Raw genomic sequence first — 19,137 nt, 5'->3', positions numbered from 1 at the left:
CGTTTTAATGTCAGGGGTCGGTCTAGCAACATCGGCTGTTTCACTTGATGGATCATATCAAGTTTCGTCTGATCGTAATCAAACCTAAGAAGGAGAGTGCCTGTATGAATTTTAAAAAGAGCATTTTCATTATTTTGGGTCTGTCGTTATCTTTAGTATGCGGATTGGGTGTGAACACAGTGGAAAAAACACATGATACCTTTCAAACTGCTTCGGATCGTTTTCAGACTTGAACAGCAAAAGCCTTTTCTTCGGGAAAGGCTTTTTTAGTTTAGATTAGAGTCTGCTGAAAATCATAACTAACGGCTGATGATGTCAATGGAAGCAGATTTTGACGGCAGCATTTTGAGAATGTAGCTGAATGAATCCCCCTTAAATAGGATGCGGGAGAACACCCGCATCCGTGTCTCTAACTATTTCTTAACCGATCAGCCGCTGCATTCTCAGCGCGAGCCGCAGGCGCATCGTCGTCTCCGGATCTTTTAAGCTTTTGCCGAGCAGTTCCTCGCATTTTTCTAAACGATAGATCACCGTATTTCGATGGACGTACAGGCGCTTAGCCGTTTCTGAAATCTGGCAGTGGGTCTCCAGATAAACAGACAGCGTATGAAGCAGGCTCTGGTCCTCCTTTTGCCGGTCGGCCAGGCTTTGGAGGGTGGCTTCGTAAAACTTTTTCACATCTTCCGCGGGAAGCAGGCGGAGCAGCTCCGGCACGTCTTTGGCATGATAGATTTGAATAAACTCCGCGCTTCTGGACAAATGCCCGGATGAAATGGCGTCTGAAGCTTCGGTAAAAGCGTCAGGGACGTCGATCAGCTTTTGGCATATGTTTGAGATGCCGAAGGAGACAGTCCGTTTAAACTGCGTCCGGACCTGCTTTTGAAACTGCTCCAAAAAGCTGATGACAGACGCGTGCATTTCATTCCAGCTGTCTGTCGCTTCAATTAAAAGAATACCGACATTTCCTTTAATAAAGAGATGAGGGGGAAACGGAAAGGATGACAGCTCCCCTTCAAGCAGTTCAAATACATGATCGGAAACGAGCTGATTTTCGGTAAAGCTGATCGTTTTCTCATTTCGGTCGAGTTTTCCGCAAATGCACATGTATTTCTGATCCCAGCGGAGCCGGAATTCTTTGGCGCGGCTTTTGATTTCTTCATGGCCGGTAAACGAGCGGTCGATGAAATTGCTGAAAAATTCATTGCGCGCCCGTCTGCCGAATTGTTTGATGGCATTTTCTTTCAGCAGTTCAAAGGAAATGACGTTGGCCGCCTGTTCAATTGTCAAAATCATGCCTTTATCAGCGGTCTGCACCAGCTCCGGAATCACCAGATAACCGCAGTTTTTTTCAACGTTCAGAATCGGAAGGACAGAATACGCCTTTCTGTCAGACAGCATGGAAAAGCAGGTGAAATAAGGCCCGGAAAGGGAATAACAGATGTTTTTCAATACAGACGTGTCAATGGGTATGCGGTGGGACGATGATAAGAGTTTTGTATGCTGATCCAAAAGCAGCACGGGAAGCCTGAGAATGTCTGAGAGCTTCTTAAGCAGGGATTGAAGCCCCTTGCCGCTCATGATGTGGTTTGTGAATTTTTTATGGGCGTAAATGGCCTGCTGCAGCTCATTTGAACGCATATTAAGAATATGGCTCAGTGTGGCGTTGACGATATCTCCGAGCCTGATGTCTTCCGGCAGCTCAATAATCGGAAATTCATACCGGTCGGCAAGCTCCGCAACATCTTTCGGAATGACATTAAGATAACGTTTCGTTTTGATCCCCAGTCCCGCGCAGCCCCGTTTTGCCATGAGGCGGATCAAATCTTTCAACAGCTGCGGGCGGTCCTTCAAGTGGTAAGCCGTGGTGACGAGCAATTCGTTTTTATGTAAAAAATCAGCGATGTCCGGCGCATCCATCATGTTGACGTGCTGCACCTCCCTCCAGCCGCCGGACTTGCCTGCGATTAATGCGGCCCGCTCATAAGCGGGAATCTTCATCACATCATAAATATTCATCAGTCAATCTCCTTTCAGGTTCTAAAGACAACCATTGGTTAATATGAATAAAAATCATCAAAAATTATAGCGGTTTTGCTGATGTATTACGATCATAGTAGCAGTAAACTGGCAATCATAGACGCATGTTGTGATAAAAACTGACAGAAAATCGTCATCCTTACAGGGAGGAAGATAAAATGGCCTATGACGTAATTGTAAAGGGTGCGAAAGCTGTGCGAAAAGGCGGAACAGAGCGGGTTGATATCGCCGTCAAGGACGGGAAAATTGCCTTAATCGGGCCCGGCATTGACGAAAAGGCGGAACAAGTGGTGCAGGCGGACGGCATGTATGTGTTTCCGGGAGCGGTCGATTGTCACGTGCATTTCAATGAACCCGGCCGCGAAGAATGGGAAGGCATTGAAACCGGCTCAAACATGCTGGCTGCCGGCGGCTGTACGTCTTATTTTGATATGCCGCTTAACTGCATCCCTTCGACGGTAACTGCTGAAAACCTGCTGGCAAAGGCGGAAATCGCCGAACGAAAGTCAGCGGTTGATTTTGCGCTTTGGGGCGGTTTGATGCCCGGATATACCGAACATATCCGGCCGATGGCAGAAGCGGGGGCAATCGGGTTTAAAGCGTTTCTGTCTAAATCGGGAACGGATGAATTTCAATCAGCCGATGAACGGACTCTTTTAAAGGGAATGAAGGAAATCGCGGCGTGCGGCAAGGTTTTGGCTCTGCACGCAGAAAGCGACGCCCTCACTCGATTCCTTGAAGCCGAGTACGCGCTCCAAGGGAAAATTGATGCCCGCGCTTACGCTTCCTCACGTCCGGAAGAGGCCGAATGCGAGGCTGTGCAGCGGGCGATTGAGTATGCAAGAGCGACGGGATGCGCGCTTCATTTTGTACATATCAGCACGAAACGGGCCGTGCTCTCCATTCAGCAGGCGAAAAAAGACGGATTGGATGTCACCGTTGAAACGTGTCCGCACTACTTATTATTCAGCTTTGAAGACTTCCTCAAAAAAGGGGCGGCTGCCAAATGCGCTCCGCCGCTCCGCTCAGAGGCTGATAAAGAGGAATTGATCGGGGTTTTGGCTGAGGGCCTGATTGATATGGTGTCTTCGGATCATTCTCCCTGTCATCCGTCTTTGAAACGCGAGGATAATATGTTTCTGTCGTGGGGCGGGATCAGCGGAGGCCAATTTACGCTTCTCGGCATGATTCAATTAGCGATCGATCATGGGATTCCGTTTGAACATGTGGCCCGATGGACGGCCGAAGCACCGGCCGAGCGCTTCGGTTTAACGAATAAAGGACGGCTTGAAGAAGGATTTGACGCTGATTTTGCCATTGTTCGGCCGGAACCTTTTACCGTCACAAAAGAAACGATGTTTTCCAAACATAAGCAAAGCCTGTATGAAGGCCGCACCTTTCCATACCGAATTGCTGCGACCTACAGCAAGGGGCGCTGTGTGTACCAGGATGGCGGTCGTAAGCAGAGCGGGGCTTTCGGAACATTCCTGAAGCCTTCTGAAATAAAAGAGCCGATTCTCTGATGAGAATCGGCTTTTTTTGTCGTTTGGAAAGCGGGTCTCGTGGTATCTTTTTATAAAAAGGAGTAAAACACATTGTATGATCAAATCTTGAACATATTAACGGCATCGTGGTCGCGCAAGACTAGTACAAAATGGACGGAAGATTGCCCGGCCAAAGGCCAGTGCGGCGTGACGGCTTTAGTCATCCAAGATGTTTACGGCGGTGACATTCTCAAAACAAAAACCGGCACAAGCTGGCATTTTTATAACCGAATAGACGGGGAGATATATGATTTCACGAGCGGTCAGTTTTCAGAGCCGATCGTCTATCAGCACATTCTTTCTTCCAGAGATGAGGCATTTTCGGACACCAATGAACATCAATACCGGTTCCTGAAAAGTGCATTCAGAAAAAACATGGAAACGGAAAGAGAAAAACACCTGTGATAAACTAGAGTGAGAGGTGAAGGATTGTGATTTATATCGGACTGACGGGGTGGGGGGATCATGACAGCATCTATCCGCCTAAAACGGCGGGCCCGCAAAAACTGCAGGCGTATTCCTCCCATTTTCCCATCGTTGAGCTGGACGCGAGCTTTTACGCGATACAGCCCGCCCGCAATAACGAAAGATGGGTCAAAGAGACGCCGGAATCTTTTCAATTTGTCATTAAGGCATATCAAGGAATGACGGGCCATCAGCGCGGCGATATTCCCTTTGAATCGAAGGAAGAAATGTTTGAGGCGTTTAAGCTGTCATTATCGCCGTATATAGAGCATGGAAAGCTTGCCATGGTGCTGTTCCAATTCCCGCCGTGGTTTGACTGCAAGAAAGAAAACGTCGCATATTTAAGATGGTGCAGGCAGCAGATGGGCGATATTCCGTGCGCGCTTGAATTCCGCAACCGGTCTTGGTTTTCCCCGCCATTTTACGAACAGACGCTTTCTTTTATGAAGGAGGAAGGCTGGATTCACAGCATATGTGACGAGCCGCAAATCGGCGAGGGCAGCATTCCGACCGTCCTGAAAGCAACGGATGAAGAAAAAACGCTTGTCCGTTTTCACGGACGGAACAAGCAGGGCTGGATCAAACCAGACGGCGGACAAAACTGGCGTGAGGTCAGATATTTATACCGCTATAACAAACAGGAGCTCAAAGATTGGAAAAACAATCTTCAGGAGCTGAAAAAACAGTCGCGCAATCTGTATGTGCTATTCAACAATAACTCAGGCGGAGACGCCGCCGATAACGGACTTGAGATGCTTGAAATGTTAGATATCTCATATACCGGGCTTGCTCCGAAGCAGCTCGACCTATTCAGCTAGAAAAGAGGTTTCAAGACACATGTCTTATCTTATATTGATCATATTAGGATTTATCGCGGGAACGGTCGGCAGCCTGATCGGGCTTGGGGGAGGAATTATCATCGTGCCGGCAATGCTCTATTTAAGCACGATGACTCCGTTTTTCCATGACGTAACACCGCAGACTGCCATCGGCACGTCCCTTTTGGTGATTATTTTTACGGGCCTGTCATCAACTCTGGCCTATATGAAATATAAAACCGTTGACTACAAAAGCGGACTGATCTTTTTTATCGGCTCCGGCCCGGGAAGCATCATCGGCGCGTATTTGTCTAAACTTTTTAATGCGCATACGTTTTCCGTCTGGTTCGGACTTTTTATGATTTTGATTTCCATTACATTAATGCTGAAGGCGAAAGCAAAACCGGTCAATAAAGCGCATAAAGGCATGATCCGGACATATGAGGATGAATCGGGTGAGCTTTATACATATTCGTACCGTATTTTCACCGGTATCGTGATTGCCTTTTTCGTCGGTTTATTGGGCGGTCTTTTCGGCATTGGCGGCGGCTCTCTTATGGTTCCGGCCATGATGCTGTTATTTTTGTTCCCGCCGAAAGTGGCTGTGGCGACGTCAATGCTCATTATTTTCTTATCCTCCGTGACGGGTTCCGTGTCACATATCGCAGAGGGCCATGTCAATTGGCTGTATGCGCTGTGCCTCGTTCCGGGCGCGTGGTTCGGCGGCAAAATGGGCGCGTGGGTCAATAAGCGGGTGCAGACGAAAACGATCGTGCTTTTCATGCGGGTCGTCTTGATTTTGATCGGCTGTGAATTGATTTATCAAGGGATATTCAGCTAAAAGGTAGGAGAGATGGTATGTTAGAGAAGCTCCGTTTATATCATACGAATGATTTGCACAGCCATTTCGAAAATTGGCCGAAAATCGTACATTATATTGAGCAGAAGAGAAGTGAGCATGAAAAAGACGGGGAGGAAACACTCGTATTCGACATCGGCGATCATATGGACCGATTCCAAATGATAACGGAAGCGACCTTCGGCAAAGCGAATGTCGACTTGTTAAATCGGCTTGAGATCGATGCGGCTGCCGTCGGGAATAATGAAGGAATTACGCTGCCTCACGATGAGCTGGCGGATTTATATACCCATGCCGCGTTTCCCGTCATTGTGTCCAACCTGTTTGACGCGGACGGACAGCGGCCGGAATGGGCCGAGCCCTACGTGATCAAAACGCTGAAAAACGGGATGACCGCCGGCATACTGGGCGTCACGGTGCCGTATTATCCCGTCTATCAAAAACTAGGCTGGACGGTGACGGATGCGGAAAAAAGCATTCAAGAATCACTTGACGATATCAAGGGCAAAGCGGATATCATCATTCTGCTTTCTCATTTAGGCTTGATCGATGACCGGGCCGCAGCGGAAAAATTTCCCGACATCGATGTCATTCTTGAATCACATACGCACCACCTTCTTGAGGACGGACAGGACATAAACGGTGTATTGCTTGCATGTGCGGAGAAATACGGGAACTATGTCGGCTGTGTCGAGCTGACGATAGAAAGTGAATCACGAACCATTGTCAGCAAACAGGCATCTGTACAGAAAATGGCTGATTGGCACGGGGAATCTGAAGATACGGCGGCTTTTCTGAAAGAGAAAGAACGGGAAGCGGAAAACCTGCTCTCCGAACAAGTCGCCAACCTGAATGAAGAAGCCGGCGTGAAGTGGTTTGAGGAATCGCCGCTCCCGCTTCTATTAGCCGAAGCGCTGAAAAGCTGGTGCGGCTGTGAAGTCAGCATGGTGAATTCAGGCGTCATTTTGGGGCCTTTACAGAAGGGGCCTGTCACAAAGCTTGACCTGCACCGCATCTGCCCTCATCCGATCAATCCGGTGGCCGTTCGTCTTTCAGGCAGGGAACTCCAGGAAACAATCAGCCAGGCCGCCTCGGAACAAATGGAGCAGTTGCGGATAAAAGGTCTCGGCTTCCGCGGGGAAGTGATGGGCAGGATGGTATATGCCGGAGCGGAGGCAGAGGCCGGCATTCTTGAAGACGGTGTGACGCATCTCCTCAATGTGAAAGTGAACGGAGAAGAGATTGATCCGGAGCGGATATACTCGGTTGCCGTTCTCGACATGTTTACACTCGGAAAGCTGTTCCCTTACATCCGCGATTCAAAAGAAAAACAATACTTTATGCCGGAGTTTTTAAGGGATCTGCTCGCCTGGAAGCTCGCGCGGCAAGCGTAATGTCAGATATCCGCCCGCCGTTCCATTTCACCCGAATGAAGGTAAGCGGGACTTTTTAAGAGTAAAAATAAAATACTATGTCCCCTCTTACAAGCATACATTGTGATATGTAAGGGGGGATTTTTCTTGCCTAGATACCGGAGCGCTCTTCGCAAGAGAGGGCCTTTGCCTTTTCGATATGTGCTTCTTCTGTCGTTTGCTTTTTTTATCATATCGACGGTCATCAGCCTTTGGATGATCAACTCCTCAATCAAACCGGTGCTGATGAACATAGGAGAAATGGAAACCAAACGGGTGGCGACAGAGGTCATTACGGAATCCATTGAAGAATACATGTCTCACAGCGACAATGTGAAAGATATGGTCGATATGAAAACGGATGAAAACGGAAAAGTCACAACGATGGATTTTAATACACAAATGGTCAACAGCATGAAGGCGAAAGTGACAAAGCAGCTTCAGGCTCATCTGAAGGAAGCGGAGTCGAACAATAAGCAGCATGAAACGGAAAAAGACGCGAAAACGGCCGATGAAATTATGATTAGCATCCCTTTAGGGCAGGTCACGGGAAACAGCATTCTCGGAAATCTCGGACCGAAAATCCCCGTGCGTTTTAACCTGATCGGCGATGCGTTAACTGATGTGAAAACAAAAATAAAGCCGTACGGCATTAACAATGCCCTGATCGATATCAGCATCTTTGTGGAAATAAAAGTGAAGGTCATTATTCCGTTTGCCAGTAAGACATCAGTCGTCACAAATAATATTCCGGTCTCCATTAAAGCGATTCAAGGAGAGGTGCCGCAGTTTTATAACGGAAGCGGCGGGTCAGGTGTGACGCCTTCCATCCAGCTGCCGAATGAAAAACAGAAGAAAGATAAATAAAAACACACAGCCGCAATCTTTCCTGGCGGCTGTGTGTTTACTTTTTCCTGCGGATTTCTTTTCGTTCCCATGCCCTTAAATGAGGATACGGGTCAAAAGACCATTCCGATCTGCCGTTATCTTTATACATCCCGTAGTGAAGATGCGGCGGAAATTTTCCCGCGGTGCCCGGCGGTCCGTATCCGGAACTGCCGACAGAGCCGATCACCTCTCCGGGTTTGACGATCTGGCCTTTATGCACACCTTTTGCAAAGCCGTTCAGGTGAGCGAAGTAGTGATACGTGTTATTGATATCCCTGATGCCGATTCTCCAGCCGCCGAAACGGTTCCAGCCCTTCATTTCAACAATACCGTAGCAGGTCGATCTGACGGGGAGCCCGTAATGAGCGAACAGATCCGTTCCTTCGTGAATCCGGCGCCCGCCGAAACCCCGTGCGGCGCCCCATGTGCTGCGGTAGCTGTAATCCGTCTTCACGGGAAGCGGAAAAGCGTGCTCTCCGAGATCAAGGCGGCCGAACGTTTTAAACAGTGTTATGAATTCGGTGATAATGCCGACCGTCTGATCGCGGCGGTAATAATTCCAGAGGCCGATGCGGATATGGTCAAGATCCGTTCCGAATCCCGCTAAATACTGAGCAAATGTATAAAGGATATCCTCATCATTGCTTACCTCGGCTTTTCCGTCGCCGTCGCCGTCCAGGCCGATCCCGTCAAATACTTTAATGCTGAGAGGCGCATCGTCCTTAGGATTTGGATTTTCAGGGCCGCTCCACAAATGATCCGGAATATAAATGCTGATGATTCCCGCTTTTTCCGGCAGATCCTTTCGATTCGAGCGGACATTTTCTTCATATTGGTCAACCGCCGCAAGCACATACCAAGGAATCTGCGTGACTGCTTCGGCTTTGCGGTACAACTGCATCCGTTCGCCGTAAACAGGAGCCGATTGTTCTTTCCCGCTTGCAGCCGGACAGAAAACTGATAAAAGGAGAAGAGCAGATAACAGAACTTTCACAACATGATCTCCTTTCAGGATTGAATACAAATAGTTTGCGGCAACAATCCGAGAAAATGTAAGTAATTCTCTTCCCTTGTCGAGAAATTTTTCCTATGTTAAAGTGACTATTGAATAGAAATCCGCAAGTTTTATATCCATCGTGAAATAGAAATTTTTCGCACACGAACATGAATAAAGGGATAATGGAGATGATGGGGAAATGGCAAAGAAAGACGAGCATCTGAGAAAGCCGGAATGGCTCAAAATAAAGCTGAACACGAATGAAAACTATACGGGTCTGAAAAAATTAATGCGTGAAAATAATCTGCATACCGTATGTGAAGAAGCAAAATGCCCGAACATCCATGAATGCTGGGCTGTCAGACGTACGGCGACGTTCATGATTCTCGGTTCCGTCTGTACGAGAGCATGCCGCTTCTGCGCTGTAAAAACGGGTCTGCCGACTGAGCTGGATCTGCAGGAACCGGAACGCGTAGCTGATTCCGTCGCGCTGATGAATTTAAAACACGCCGTCATCACGGCCGTAGCGCGTGATGATCAGAAAGACGGCGGAGCAGGCGTCTTTGCGGAAACGGTCCGGGCGATCCGCAGAAAAAGCCCGTTCACGACAATTGAAGTGCTGCCATCCGATATGGGCGGAAATTACGACAACCTGAAAACATTAATGGATACCCGTCCTGATATTCTGAACCACAACATTGAAACCGTCCGCCGCCTGACACCGAGAGTCCGGGCCCGCGCAACATATGACCGTTCTTTGGAATTCTTGCGCCGTGCGAAAGAAATGCAGCCTGACATCCCGACGAAATCAAGCATTATGATCGGTCTCGGCGAAACGAAGGAAGAAATTATTGAAGTGATGGACGACCTGCTTGCGAACAATGTCGACATCATGGCGATCGGCCAATACCTGCAGCCGTCGAAAAAACATTTAAAAGTTCAAAAATATTATCATCCGGACGAATTTGCCGAACTGAAAGAAATCGCGATGCAAAAAGGCTTCAGCCACTGTGAAGCAGGCCCGCTTGTCCGTTCTTCCTACCATGCGGATGAACAAGTGAACGAAGCGTCTAAAAAACGCCAGGCCCAAGCATAAGATAAGCCGAAAAAACCCAAAACGCCGCAGGTTTTGGGTTTTTTGTGATGGAGCCGTTTTTGCAGGGAAAAAGTCATTCTTGAATAAGGATCGTCTGAACCGCTACACTGGATATAAAGAGGAAAAATTCTCCGTCCGTCCGAACCGTCTCATTTTGCAATTGATGGACAGAAGTCAATGAATTATGATAGTAAAGAGTGATAAAAGAGGTGAAGACATGATTCTTATTCAAAATGCCGAGTTTGAACTCGTACACGATTTTAAAAACGGCTTTAATGAAGAAGCGTTCAAAGCCCGCTATTCGGACATATTAAATAAATATGATTACATTGTGGGAGACTGGGGATACAGTCAGCTGCGGCTCAAAGGCTTCTTTGATGACCAGAATCAAAAAGCAACCTTTGAAACGAAAATCAGCACATTGGACGAATACATTTACGAATACTGCAATTTCGGCTGCGCGTATTTTGTTTTAAAACGAATCAGAAAATAATTGATGCAGAAGGGGATGCTGTCACGTGTATTTTGTTGACAGAAATAATATCGAACAAACACTCCGTTTTTTTGAGACCCAGCTGGCGCTGTTTGACAGCACGCCTGCATGGCAGAGCGAAATCGAAAAAAGGGCGCTTGAGCGGATCAGCCATCTTATGATCGAATGCATTCTCGATGTCGGAAATGATATGATTGACGGCTTTATCATGCGCGATCCGGGGAGTTATGACGACATCATGGATATTCTGACGGATGAAAAGGTGGTAGCTGAGGATGAAGGAAATAAGCTGAAGCAACTGATCTCTTCCAGAAAGCAGCTTGTCCAGGAATATCAGCACGCCGACCATCAGGAGCTGTTAACGCTGATCACGTCAAACAGGGACGTGCTGAAAGCCTTTCCGGCCCGTGTAAGAACCTATCTGGAAACAGAATTAGGGCCTGTTTCCGCATTTAAATAACAACGAGTGAGAAAATCCACAGGAGTGTTGAGTATGAAGGATTATAAAGGGTATTTGATAGATTTGGACGGCACAATGTACAACGGGACGGAAAAAATCGAAGAAGCGTGTGAATTCGTGAGAACGCTTAAAGCGCGCGGCATTCCGTATTTATTCGTGACGAACAATTCTTCCCGGACGCCGAAGCAGGTGGCGGACAAGCTGATGAGCTTTGACATTCCGGCATCTGAAGAGCAGGTCTTCACGACGAGCATGGCGACTGCGCAGCATATCGCCCAGCAGAAAAAAGACGCGTCGGTATATGTGATCGGCGAAGAAGGCATCCGTCAGGCCATTGAAGAAAACGGGCTGAGCTTCGGAGAAGAAAACGCGGACTTTGTCGTTGTGGGAATCGACCGCGGCATTACATATGAAAAGTTGGCAACGGGATGCCTTGCGATCAGAAACGGCGCCCGGTTCATTTCAACAAACGGCGACGTCGCCATTCCGACTGAAAGAGGGCTTTTACCAGGGAACGGTTCGCTCACATCCGTTTTGACGGTGTCAACGGGTGTTGAGCCTGTCTTTATCGGCAAGCCTGAATCCATTATTATGGAACAGGCGATGCGTGTGCTCGGAACGGATATTTCCGAAACACTCATGGTCGGCGATAACTATGCCACGGATATTATAGCCGGCATCAATGCGGGCATGGATACGCTGCTGGTTCATACCGGAGTGACAAAGCGTGAGCATATGGCAGATTACGACCAGAAGCCGACATATGCGATTGACTCTTTAACCGAATGGATTGAACATCTATAAAAAAGGGACGGCCATGACGGCCGTCCTTATTCTGTATTTCTGGCGCTGTGAGCAAGCCGGCTTGAAGCCGCTGCTGCGATTGCGCCGACGATATCATCAAGAAACGTATGGCATTCGCCCGTAGATTTATCATTTAACCGCCCGAGAATGCCGGGTTTTTCTTTGTCAATGTAGCCGTAATTCGTAAAGCCGATTGAGCCGTATATATTCACGATAGAGAAGGCGAGCACCTCGTCAACCCCATACAGGCTTTCATCAATCGCCAGAATAGTCTGAAGCGGTTCAGACAGCTTTTTTTGTTCGGCGAGCACATCTAATTCTATTCCCGTTAAAATGGCGTTTTGCACCTCGCGTTTTGCGATGACACGGTCCACATTGAGCCTGCATACCTCCATCGTCAAATCAGGATGATATTTTTTTTGAAGGAAATACACCAGCTCGGCAATATCGTCCGTCTCAACCCCCCGTTCTTTTAAACGCGCCCTGGCGACAGCTTCCACCTGATTCAGTTGTTCCTTTTCTGACATTTGCTTCACCCAATCTTTTTTTACTAGTTTATACAACACTCTTCCGATGTGTACGATGTTTCTCCACTTATTCAAAGGATTACAATATGTATTCATAATTCCGCCGGCGTATGACTACGATGTGAATAGCTCTAATTTTTCAGGCAGGTGATTATGATGAAAAGCATCATTAAAGAAAAATACGGCATCCACGTCAGACAGCTCTCCGTTTATCAGAAATACCAATGCTTCCAGACGCCAAATTCCTTCTTTCTTATTATTCCCGTCTCCGGGTTTTCGCAATCAGAGCTGACGGAGCTTTACTACATGAGTCAGTATTTACAAGAACAAAGTGACCCATACGTTTCAGTGTTTATCTTTACGAAGGAAGGAGAACTGACCTTTGAGGACGAAGGCAAAACGTATGCGCTCTTAAAAGCGCCGATTCCCGTCTCAAACCGGTCGTTTTCTGTCGGAGGGGAGCTTGCCGAATTTCACAGAAAAGGGCGGGGTTTTCCGTACGAAGTGAAAGAAGCGGGCAGGATCGGCCAATGGAAGGACTTATGGGGAAAACGGGTGGATCAGCTGGAATCATTCTGGATGCAGAAAATTCATATGTCTCCGCTTGAACCGTTCGAAAAGAAAATGATCGAAGCATTTCCTTATTATTCAGGTTTAGCGGAAAACGCCATTCAATATTTAGTGGATACGGAGTTGGATGACAATCCCGGCGCAGAAGACTCGGGGACAATCTGCCATCAGCGGATGGAACGGGATACCTGGTCGGAGGAATCATTGATCCGCATTCCGGGCGATTGGGTATTCGACCATGCCGCCCGTGATATTGCGGAATATATGCGCAGCACATATTTGTATCATCGTGACGACCTGCTCAAAGATGGGTTTTTGTTTCTGCAGGAATATGAGCAAGTTACGCCGTTATCCTCCTTTTCCAAGCGCCTGTTTTACAGCCGCCTGCTGTTTCCGCTCCATTTCTTCGAGACGGTGGAGAGCTATTACATTTCTCATGATTCTGAAAAACAGTTTTACGAAGAGCAGCTTGACTACATTCTTGCCGACTGCACCCGCTATGAACAGTTTTTACAGACATGTCACGACATGATGAATGTCAGGTCGGCGCAGGTTTTTGTCCCGCCTGTGGCGTGGCTCGGAAAAGGAATCAGTTCGTAAGAAAATATGACGTAAAAATATTTAGAAAATAGGGAATCTTGTCATATCAGTGTGTTAAGCGTTTTCATAGCTGTAGAAACAATATTCAGCCGCTTGTCAAAACAAATGCGGGCTTATATAATATTTGTAACTTAAATGTCTGTGAAGGGTTAACAATTGTCCTTTTCTAGTGGACAAAAGGAAGAAAGGTGGAGTTTCTCTTTGGAAGCGATTCGTATTGGACTGTTAGGACTGGGAACCGTGGGAAGCGGTGTCGTCAAAATTATACAAGATCATCAGGATAAGCTTATGCACCAGGTCGGCTGTCCGGTGACGATCAAAAAAGTGCTAGTTAAAGATATTGATAAAAAACGAGACGCAGACCTGCCGAAAGAAGTGCTGACGACAGAAGTCTATGATGTAATCGATGACCCTGAGGTCGACGTGATTATTGAAGTCATCGGCGGTGTCGAACAGACGAAGCAATATCTTCTTGACGCCTTGAAAGCGAAAAAACATGTTGTGACCGCAAATAAAGATCTGATCGCCGTATATGGCTCAGAGCTTTTAGCCGCCGCAAAGGAAAATGGCTGTGACTTGTATTATGAAGCGAGTGTCGCCGGCGGAATCCCGATTTTACGCACGCTCGAAGAAGGCCTTTCCTCTGACCGGATCACAAAAATGATGGGAATCGTCAACGGAACGACGAACTTCATCTTAACGAAAATGATTAAAGAAAAAAGCCCGTATGAGGAAGTGCTGAAAGAAGCGCAGGATCTCGGATTCGCGGAAGCGGACCCGACCGCCGATGTAGAAGGGCTCGATGCCGCGCGCAAGATGGCGATTTTAGCCCGTCTCGGCTTCTCTATGAACGTCGATCTGGACGATGTCAAAGTAAAAGGAATTTCCCGGATTACGGATGAAGACATCAGCTTCAGCAAACGGCTCGGCTATACGATGAAGCTGATCGGCATCGCCCAGCGTGATGACAATAAAATCGAAGTCAGCGTTCAGCCGACACTGCTTCCGGATCATCATCCGCTCTCTGCGGTGCATAACGAGTTCAATGCCGTTTACGTGTACGGAGAAGCCGTCGGCGAAACGATGTTTTACGGCCCCGGAGCCGGAAGCATGCCGACTGCGACATCGGTCGTTTCCGATCTGGTCGCGGTCATGAAAAACATGCGTCTCGGCGTAAACGGAAACAGCTTTGTCGCTCCGCAGTATGAAAGAAATCTGAAGCAGCCGTCTGATATCTATGCCCAGCAGTTTTTAAGAATTCACGTCAAAGACCAGGTCGGCTCTTTTTCAAAAATCACATCGGCCTTCTCAGAGCGCGGCGTCAGCTTTGAAAAAATTCTGCAGCTGCCGATCAAAGGCCATGACGACCTCGCGGAAATCGTCATCGTCACGCATCATACATCGGAAGAAGATTTCAGTGACATTCTGCAAAACTTAAATGACCTCGAAGTCGTACAAGAAGTAAAAAGCACATATCGCGTAGAAGGGAACGGTTGGAGCTAATGTGGAAAGGACTCATCCATCAATATAAAGAATTTCTGCCGGTGACGGATCGGACGCCGGCCCTGACACTGCATGAAGGCAACACGCCGCTGATTCACCTGCCGAAGCTTTCTGAAAAGCTCGGAATTGAACTGCATGTGAAAACAGAGGGCGTTAATCCGACGGGGTCCTTTAAAGACCGCGGCATGGTCATGGCGGTCGCCAAAGCGAAAGAAGAAGGCAATGATACCATCATGTGCGCCTCTACAGGCAACACATCCGCGGCGGCTGCGGCATACGCGGCGAGAGCAGGCATGAAATGCATCGTCATCATCCCGGACGGAAAAATCGCCTTCGGAAAACTTGCGCAGGCCGTCATGTACGGTGCGGAAATCATTGCGATTGACGGAAACTTTGACGACGCGCTGGCCATCGTCCGGTCAATTTGCGAAAAATCACCGATTGCATTAGTGAATTCAGTAAACCCTTACCGGATTGAAGGGCAAAAAACAGCGGCCTTTGAAGTATGCGAACAGCTCGGCGGAGCGCCGGACATTCTGGCGATCCCGGTAGGAAACGCCGGGAATATCACGGCCTACTGGAAAGGGTTCAAAGAATACCATGAGAAAAACGGCACCGGACTTCCGAAGATGCGCGGTTTTGAGGCGGAAGGTTCTGCGGCTATCGTCCGCGGCGAAGTCATTAAAAATCCAGAGACCGTTGCGACGGCAATCCGAATCGGGAATCCTGCCAGCTGGGACAAAGCGGTGCTCGCTGCGGAAGAATCAGCCGGAAAAATTGATGAAGTCACAGATGAAGAAATTCTTCACGCTTATCAGCTGATTGCCCGTGAAGAAGGCGTGTTTGCCGAACCGGGCTCCTGTGCATCCATCGCCGGCGTTCTGAAACAGGTGAAATCCGGTGAAATTCCAAAAGGCAGCAAGGTTGTCGCAGTTTTGACCGGAAACGGCCTGAAAGATCCGAACACGGCTGTGGACGTTTCTGACATAAAACCGATTACGCTGCCGACAGATGAGGACAGTATTCTGGAATACTTAAATGGAGCGGCGCGTGTATGAATGAGGCGGAGATGCTGTTTTCCATTACGGTTCCGGGAAGCACCGCCAACTTAGGGCCTGGGTTTGATTCCGTCGGGATGGCGCTCAGCAGATATTTGAAGCTTTCGGTTTTCCGAAACGATGAATGGCAGTTCTCGGCGGAAACCGAAACTGTCGCGGGCATCCCTCAAGGAACGGACAACCTCATCTACCAAGTCGCCAAACGGACGGCTGACCGCTATCAGAAAGAGCTGCCGCCCGCCCATGTCAAAGTGTGGAGTGACATCCCCCTTGCGCGGGGTCTCGGAAGCAGCGCGGCCGCTATCGTCGCCGCCATTGAGCTTGCGGATGAGTTATGCGGCCTGCAGCTGTCGGAAAGTGACAAGCTGCACTTAGCCAGTCTTGAAGAGGGGCACCCTGATAATGCCGCTGCTTCCCTTGCAGGAGGGCTTGTGATCGGCCTTCACGAAGAAGATGAAACACATATCGTGCGTGTTGCCGAAGCGGATATCGACGTTGTGGCAGTGATTCCGTTTTACGAAGTTCTGACCAGGGACGCAAGAGACGTGCTCCCGAAAGAGCTGCCGTACCGGCACGCCGTTAAAGCAAGCGCCGTCAGCAACCTTCTCGTTGCTGCGATCATGTCAAATGACTGGGCGCTCGCCGGGAAAATGATGAGAAAAGACATGCTCCATCAGCCGTACCGCGCCATGCTTGTTCCTGAGCTTTCAAAGGTGGAACATGCGGCCGAAATGAAAGGCGCTTACGGAACGGCGCTGAGCGGAGCGGGACCGACGATTCTTGTTCTGATTGAAAAAGGAAAGGGAGAAGAGCTGAGAAAACAGCTTTCTGAGCATTTCCCTCACTGTGAGATTGCGGCGCTTACCGTCCCGTCAGAAGGAAGCGTAATTGAACGGAATCCTTTAGAGCAGGTGAAAAGTGTATAATGATAAAAAAGCGTTCTTCCCATCAGAGAAGGACGCTTTCTTTTTCTGGAGAAGGATTTTTATTTAGGGAAGCGAAATAAAAAAGAAAAGGAGGAGATACGATTGAAAAAACTCATAACCGAGGAGGACATTGCGTCACTCGTATCCGTGACAGACCCGCAATATGCCCCTGACGGCAGAAGAGCCGCTTACGTCCGGACAACAGTCAATCATAAGCGTGATTCCTATTCCTCAGCCATTATGGTATATGACACAGAATCCGGCATCTCAAACCCGTGGACTTTCGGGGACAATAGAAATACAAGTCCGCGGTGGTCGCCTGATGGACGGCGCCTCGCCTTTGTTTCTGACAGGGAGAACGGCGTCCCTCAGCTGTACATCATCGACGCTGCCGGCGGAGAGGCGGAACAGGCGGCCGATATTCCTTGGGGCGTATCAGATCCGATATGGGCGCCCGACGGCAGATCCGTGCTTGTGTCCGTCAGTCTGACATCAGCGGAGCGCGCCGATGAGAAAGAAAAAAAGAAGCATGACGAGTATGAGCCGGTTGACATTCAGTCATTAACATATAAACGTGACGGGAAAGGCCTGCTGAACGGAAGCTGGGCCCAGCTTGTGCTGATTCATCTTGAAACGGGGGAGATTCAGCAGCTGACGGATCATGAAGCGGATCATTATGACGCGGCCTTTTCACCGGATGGCAGGCAGCTTGCGTTTACCGCCAATTTATGCGAGCCGGGTGACGCCGGAAAGCCAAGCGATGTCTATCTGATGAATCTGGCGGACGGAAGCCTGAAGCAGATTACGCCGCACCGCGGTTCTTTCGGTTCCTGCGTGTTTTCATCGGACGGTTCTTATATCGCGATGCTGGGCCATGAAAATGAATTTCGCAATGCGACTTTAGAAAAAGCGTGGCTGTACGACGTGAAAACTGAGCGGCTCACCTGCCTGACCGACATGCTGGATGTTCATTTGAGCGATGCGCTGATTGCGGATTCAATCATAGGGGGAGTGACGCCCCGGCCGGTATGGACAAACGACGGGCAGGGATTTTACGTTCTCGGGAGCGAGCAGGGAAGCACCGGTATTTATTATATCTCGATTTGACGGTCTCGTATATCCGATCCGATTAGAAGAAGAGTATGTGAACGGTTTTGCTTTTCATCCTGATCAGAAAAGCTGTATCGCTGTCATTGCCAAACCCGCACAGCCTTCCGAGCTTTACAGCATTTCGCTCGAAGATGGGGAAGAGAAGCAATTGACATCCGACAATGATCGGTTTATTGAGGAGCGCATCATATCCGTGCCGGAAAAGCTGCAATATGAAACAAAGGACGGGCTGACGGTAAACGGCTGGTTTTTAAAGCCCGCCGTTTTTGAAGAGGATCAAACTTATCCCCTCATTCTATACATACACGGCGGGCCTCACATGATGTACGGCCATACGTATTTTCACGAATTCCAAGTGCTGGCCGCACAAGGATATGCTGTCGTGTATGTCAACCCGAGAGGAAGCCACGGCTACGGGCAGGATTTTGTCAATCGTGTCAGGGGTGATTACGGAGGCGGAGATTACCGTGATGTCATGCAGGCGGTGGATGAAGCCGTTCAGGCGTATCCGTTTATTGACAGCGGCCGTCTCGGTGTGACGGGCGGAAGCTACGGAGGGTTTATGACGAATTGGATTGTCGGGCAGACAGGCCGTTTTAAAGCAGCCGTCACGCAGCGCTCCATTTCAAATTGGTTCAGCTTCCACGGTGTCAGCGATATCGGTTTCTTTTTTACCGACTGGCAGCTCGGACATGATTTGTTTGAGGAAGCGGATAAGCTTTGGGATCGTTCTCCTGTAAAATATGCGTCCCGCGTTTCGACGCCGCTTTTGATTCTGCACGGTGAGCGCGATGACCGCTGTCCGATAGAGCAGGCTGAGCAGCTCTTTACCGCGTTGAAGAAACTGAACAAAACGACGTCGTTCATCCGATTTCCGAAAGCCACGCATGAGCTGTCGAGAAGCGGGCATCCGGAACAGCGGATGAAACGGATCCGTTATATTTGTTCATGGTTTGATGACTATTTGTAA

General features: G+C 48.7%; 18 protein-coding genes and 1 pseudogene. 16 read left to right on the top strand and 3 right to left on the bottom strand.

Features of this window, described 5'->3' with window-relative positions; translation table 11 throughout:
- Positions 1 to 104: 104 nt before the first annotated feature.
- The gene (locus U2H13_RS15590) at positions 105 to 233 is read left to right on the top strand and encodes a hypothetical protein (RefSeq protein ID WP_014721768.1); all 129 of its coding nucleotides are present in this window, start codon (positions 105 to 107) and stop codon (positions 231 to 233) included.
- A 187-nt stretch (positions 234 to 420) separates the two neighbouring features.
- On the opposite strand, the gene U2H13_RS15585 is transcribed toward U2H13_RS15590, so the two are convergent.
- Complete coding sequence (locus U2H13_RS15585; RefSeq protein ID WP_376700527.1) at positions 421 to 2,016, bottom strand: PucR family transcriptional regulator; 1,596 nt, start codon at positions 2,014 to 2,016, stop codon at positions 421 to 423.
- 179 nt (positions 2,017 to 2,195) lie between these two features.
- On the opposite strand from U2H13_RS15585, the gene U2H13_RS15580 reads away from it, so the two are divergent.
- The 6 genes from U2H13_RS15580 to yunB all read left to right on the top strand — a co-directional run bounded on the left by U2H13_RS15580 (position 2,196) and on the right by yunB (position 8,002).
- On the top strand, positions 2,196 to 3,560 hold the full coding sequence (locus U2H13_RS15580) for an allantoinase (protein WP_014418803.1): 1,365 nt from the start codon (positions 2,196 to 2,198) through the stop codon (positions 3,558 to 3,560).
- Between the two features lie 72 nt (positions 3,561 to 3,632).
- Complete coding sequence (locus U2H13_RS15575; RefSeq protein WP_007408736.1) at positions 3,633 to 3,986, top strand: hypothetical protein; 354 nt, start codon at positions 3,633 to 3,635, stop codon at positions 3,984 to 3,986.
- Positions 3,987 to 4,012: 26 nt separating this feature from the next.
- A complete protein-coding gene (locus U2H13_RS15570; RefSeq protein ID WP_014418802.1) occupies positions 4,013 to 4,864 on the top strand; it encodes a DUF72 domain-containing protein in 852 nt (283 codons plus the stop codon).
- A gap of 19 nt (positions 4,865 to 4,883) precedes the next feature.
- Complete coding sequence (locus U2H13_RS15565; RefSeq protein WP_007613562.1) at positions 4,884 to 5,705, top strand: sulfite exporter TauE/SafE family protein; 822 nt, start codon at positions 4,884 to 4,886, stop codon at positions 5,703 to 5,705.
- 17 nt (positions 5,706 to 5,722) lie between these two features.
- Positions 5,723 to 7,117 carry a bifunctional metallophosphatase/5'-nucleotidase gene (locus U2H13_RS15560; RefSeq protein ID WP_376700526.1) on the top strand — a complete coding sequence of 465 codons (1,395 nt, stop codon included), beginning with the start codon at positions 5,723 to 5,725 and terminating at the stop codon, positions 7,115 to 7,117.
- A 126-nt stretch (positions 7,118 to 7,243) separates the two neighbouring features.
- Positions 7,244 to 8,002, top strand: coding sequence for a sporulation protein YunB (gene yunB, locus U2H13_RS15555; RefSeq protein WP_022553730.1), 759 nt, complete (start codon positions 7,244 to 7,246; stop codon positions 8,000 to 8,002).
- Positions 8,003 to 8,039: 37 nt separating this feature from the next.
- Here yunB and lytH read toward each other — a convergent pair whose 3' ends face one another.
- Positions 8,040 to 9,017, bottom strand: coding sequence for an L-Ala--D-Glu endopeptidase (lytH, locus tag U2H13_RS15550; protein ID WP_022553729.1), 978 nt, complete (start codon positions 9,015 to 9,017; stop codon positions 8,040 to 8,042).
- A 202-nt stretch (positions 9,018 to 9,219) separates the two neighbouring features.
- Between lytH and lipA the strand changes: the two genes are divergently transcribed.
- The 4 genes from lipA to U2H13_RS15530 all read left to right on the top strand — a co-directional run bounded on the left by lipA (position 9,220) and on the right by U2H13_RS15530 (position 11,873).
- Complete coding sequence (lipA, locus tag U2H13_RS15545; RefSeq protein WP_003151923.1) at positions 9,220 to 10,116, top strand: lipoyl synthase; 897 nt, start codon at positions 9,220 to 9,222, stop codon at positions 10,114 to 10,116.
- Positions 10,117 to 10,333: 217 nt separating this feature from the next.
- A complete protein-coding gene (locus U2H13_RS15540) occupies positions 10,334 to 10,609 on the top strand; it encodes a YutD family protein (protein WP_003151928.1) in 276 nt (91 codons plus the stop codon).
- 25 nt (positions 10,610 to 10,634) lie between these two features.
- Entirely contained in the window at positions 10,635 to 11,069 is a 435-nt protein-coding gene (locus U2H13_RS15535; RefSeq protein WP_017419457.1) for a DUF86 domain-containing protein, read from the top strand.
- Positions 11,070 to 11,102: 33 nt separating this feature from the next.
- Entirely contained in the window at positions 11,103 to 11,873 is a 771-nt protein-coding gene (locus U2H13_RS15530) for a TIGR01457 family HAD-type hydrolase (RefSeq protein ID WP_022553728.1), read from the top strand.
- Between the two features lie 26 nt (positions 11,874 to 11,899).
- Here U2H13_RS15530 and U2H13_RS15525 read toward each other — a convergent pair whose 3' ends face one another.
- Positions 11,900 to 12,400, bottom strand: coding sequence for a phosphatidylglycerophosphatase A (locus U2H13_RS15525; RefSeq protein WP_003151934.1), 501 nt, complete (start codon positions 12,398 to 12,400; stop codon positions 11,900 to 11,902).
- A gap of 153 nt (positions 12,401 to 12,553) precedes the next feature.
- On the opposite strand from U2H13_RS15525, the gene yutH reads away from it, so the two are divergent.
- From yutH to U2H13_RS15500, 5 genes and pseudogenes are all read left to right on the top strand, one after another.
- Positions 12,554 to 13,570 (top strand): spore coat putative kinase YutH, encoded by a 1,017-nt coding sequence (gene yutH / locus U2H13_RS15520; protein ID WP_029973819.1) that lies wholly within the window; start codon positions 12,554 to 12,556, stop codon positions 13,568 to 13,570.
- A gap of 201 nt (positions 13,571 to 13,771) precedes the next feature.
- Entirely contained in the window at positions 13,772 to 15,073 is a 1,302-nt protein-coding gene (locus tag U2H13_RS15515) for a homoserine dehydrogenase (RefSeq protein WP_376700525.1), read from the top strand.
- Positions 15,073 to 16,131, top strand: a complete 1,059-nt coding sequence (thrC, locus tag U2H13_RS15510) for a threonine synthase (RefSeq protein WP_014721762.1) — start codon at positions 15,073 to 15,075, stop codon at positions 16,129 to 16,131. Before U2H13_RS15515 ends, thrC begins: the two co-directional genes overlap by 1 nt.
- Entirely contained in the window at positions 16,128 to 17,057 is a 930-nt protein-coding gene (gene thrB, locus U2H13_RS15505) for a homoserine kinase (RefSeq protein ID WP_014418794.1), read from the top strand. Before thrC ends, thrB begins: the two co-directional genes overlap by 4 nt.
- Before the next feature lie 102 nt (positions 17,058 to 17,159).
- A pseudogene (locus U2H13_RS15500) lies at positions 17,160 to 19,137 on the top strand (S9 family peptidase).

This window comes from Bacillus sp. A1 (assembly GCF_042296235.1).
Lineage (GTDB): Bacteria > Bacillota > Bacilli > Bacillales > Bacillaceae > Bacillus > Bacillus velezensis.
This window is presented reverse-complemented; position numbering and strand designations above follow the sequence as displayed.

Coding starts and splice junctions, on each gene's coding strand:
- U2H13_RS15540 (WP_003151928.1), top strand. CDS start 10,334: ATGATTCTTATTCAAAATGCCGAGTTTGAACTCGTACACGATTTTAAA.
- U2H13_RS15590 (WP_014721768.1), top strand. CDS start 105: ATGAATTTTAAAAAGAGCATTTTCATTATTTTGGGTCTGTCGTTATCT.
- thrB (WP_014418794.1), top strand. CDS start 16,128: ATGAATGAGGCGGAGATGCTGTTTTCCATTACGGTTCCGGGAAGCACC.
- thrC (WP_014721762.1), top strand. CDS start 15,073: ATGTGGAAAGGACTCATCCATCAATATAAAGAATTTCTGCCGGTGACG.
- U2H13_RS15565 (WP_007613562.1), top strand. CDS start 4,884: ATGTCTTATCTTATATTGATCATATTAGGATTTATCGCGGGAACGGTC.
- U2H13_RS15585 (WP_376700527.1), bottom strand. CDS start 2,016: ATGAATATTTATGATGTGATGAAGATTCCCGCTTATGAGCGGGCCGCA.
- U2H13_RS15560 (WP_376700526.1), top strand. CDS start 5,723: ATGTTAGAGAAGCTCCGTTTATATCATACGAATGATTTGCACAGCCAT.
- yutH (WP_029973819.1), top strand. CDS start 12,554: ATGATGAAAAGCATCATTAAAGAAAAATACGGCATCCACGTCAGACAG.
- lipA (WP_003151923.1), top strand. CDS start 9,220: ATGGCAAAGAAAGACGAGCATCTGAGAAAGCCGGAATGGCTCAAAATA.
- U2H13_RS15580 (WP_014418803.1), top strand. CDS start 2,196: ATGGCCTATGACGTAATTGTAAAGGGTGCGAAAGCTGTGCGAAAAGGC.
- U2H13_RS15525 (WP_003151934.1), bottom strand. CDS start 12,400: ATGTCAGAAAAGGAACAACTGAATCAGGTGGAAGCTGTCGCCAGGGCG.
- U2H13_RS15530 (WP_022553728.1), top strand. CDS start 11,103: ATGAAGGATTATAAAGGGTATTTGATAGATTTGGACGGCACAATGTAC.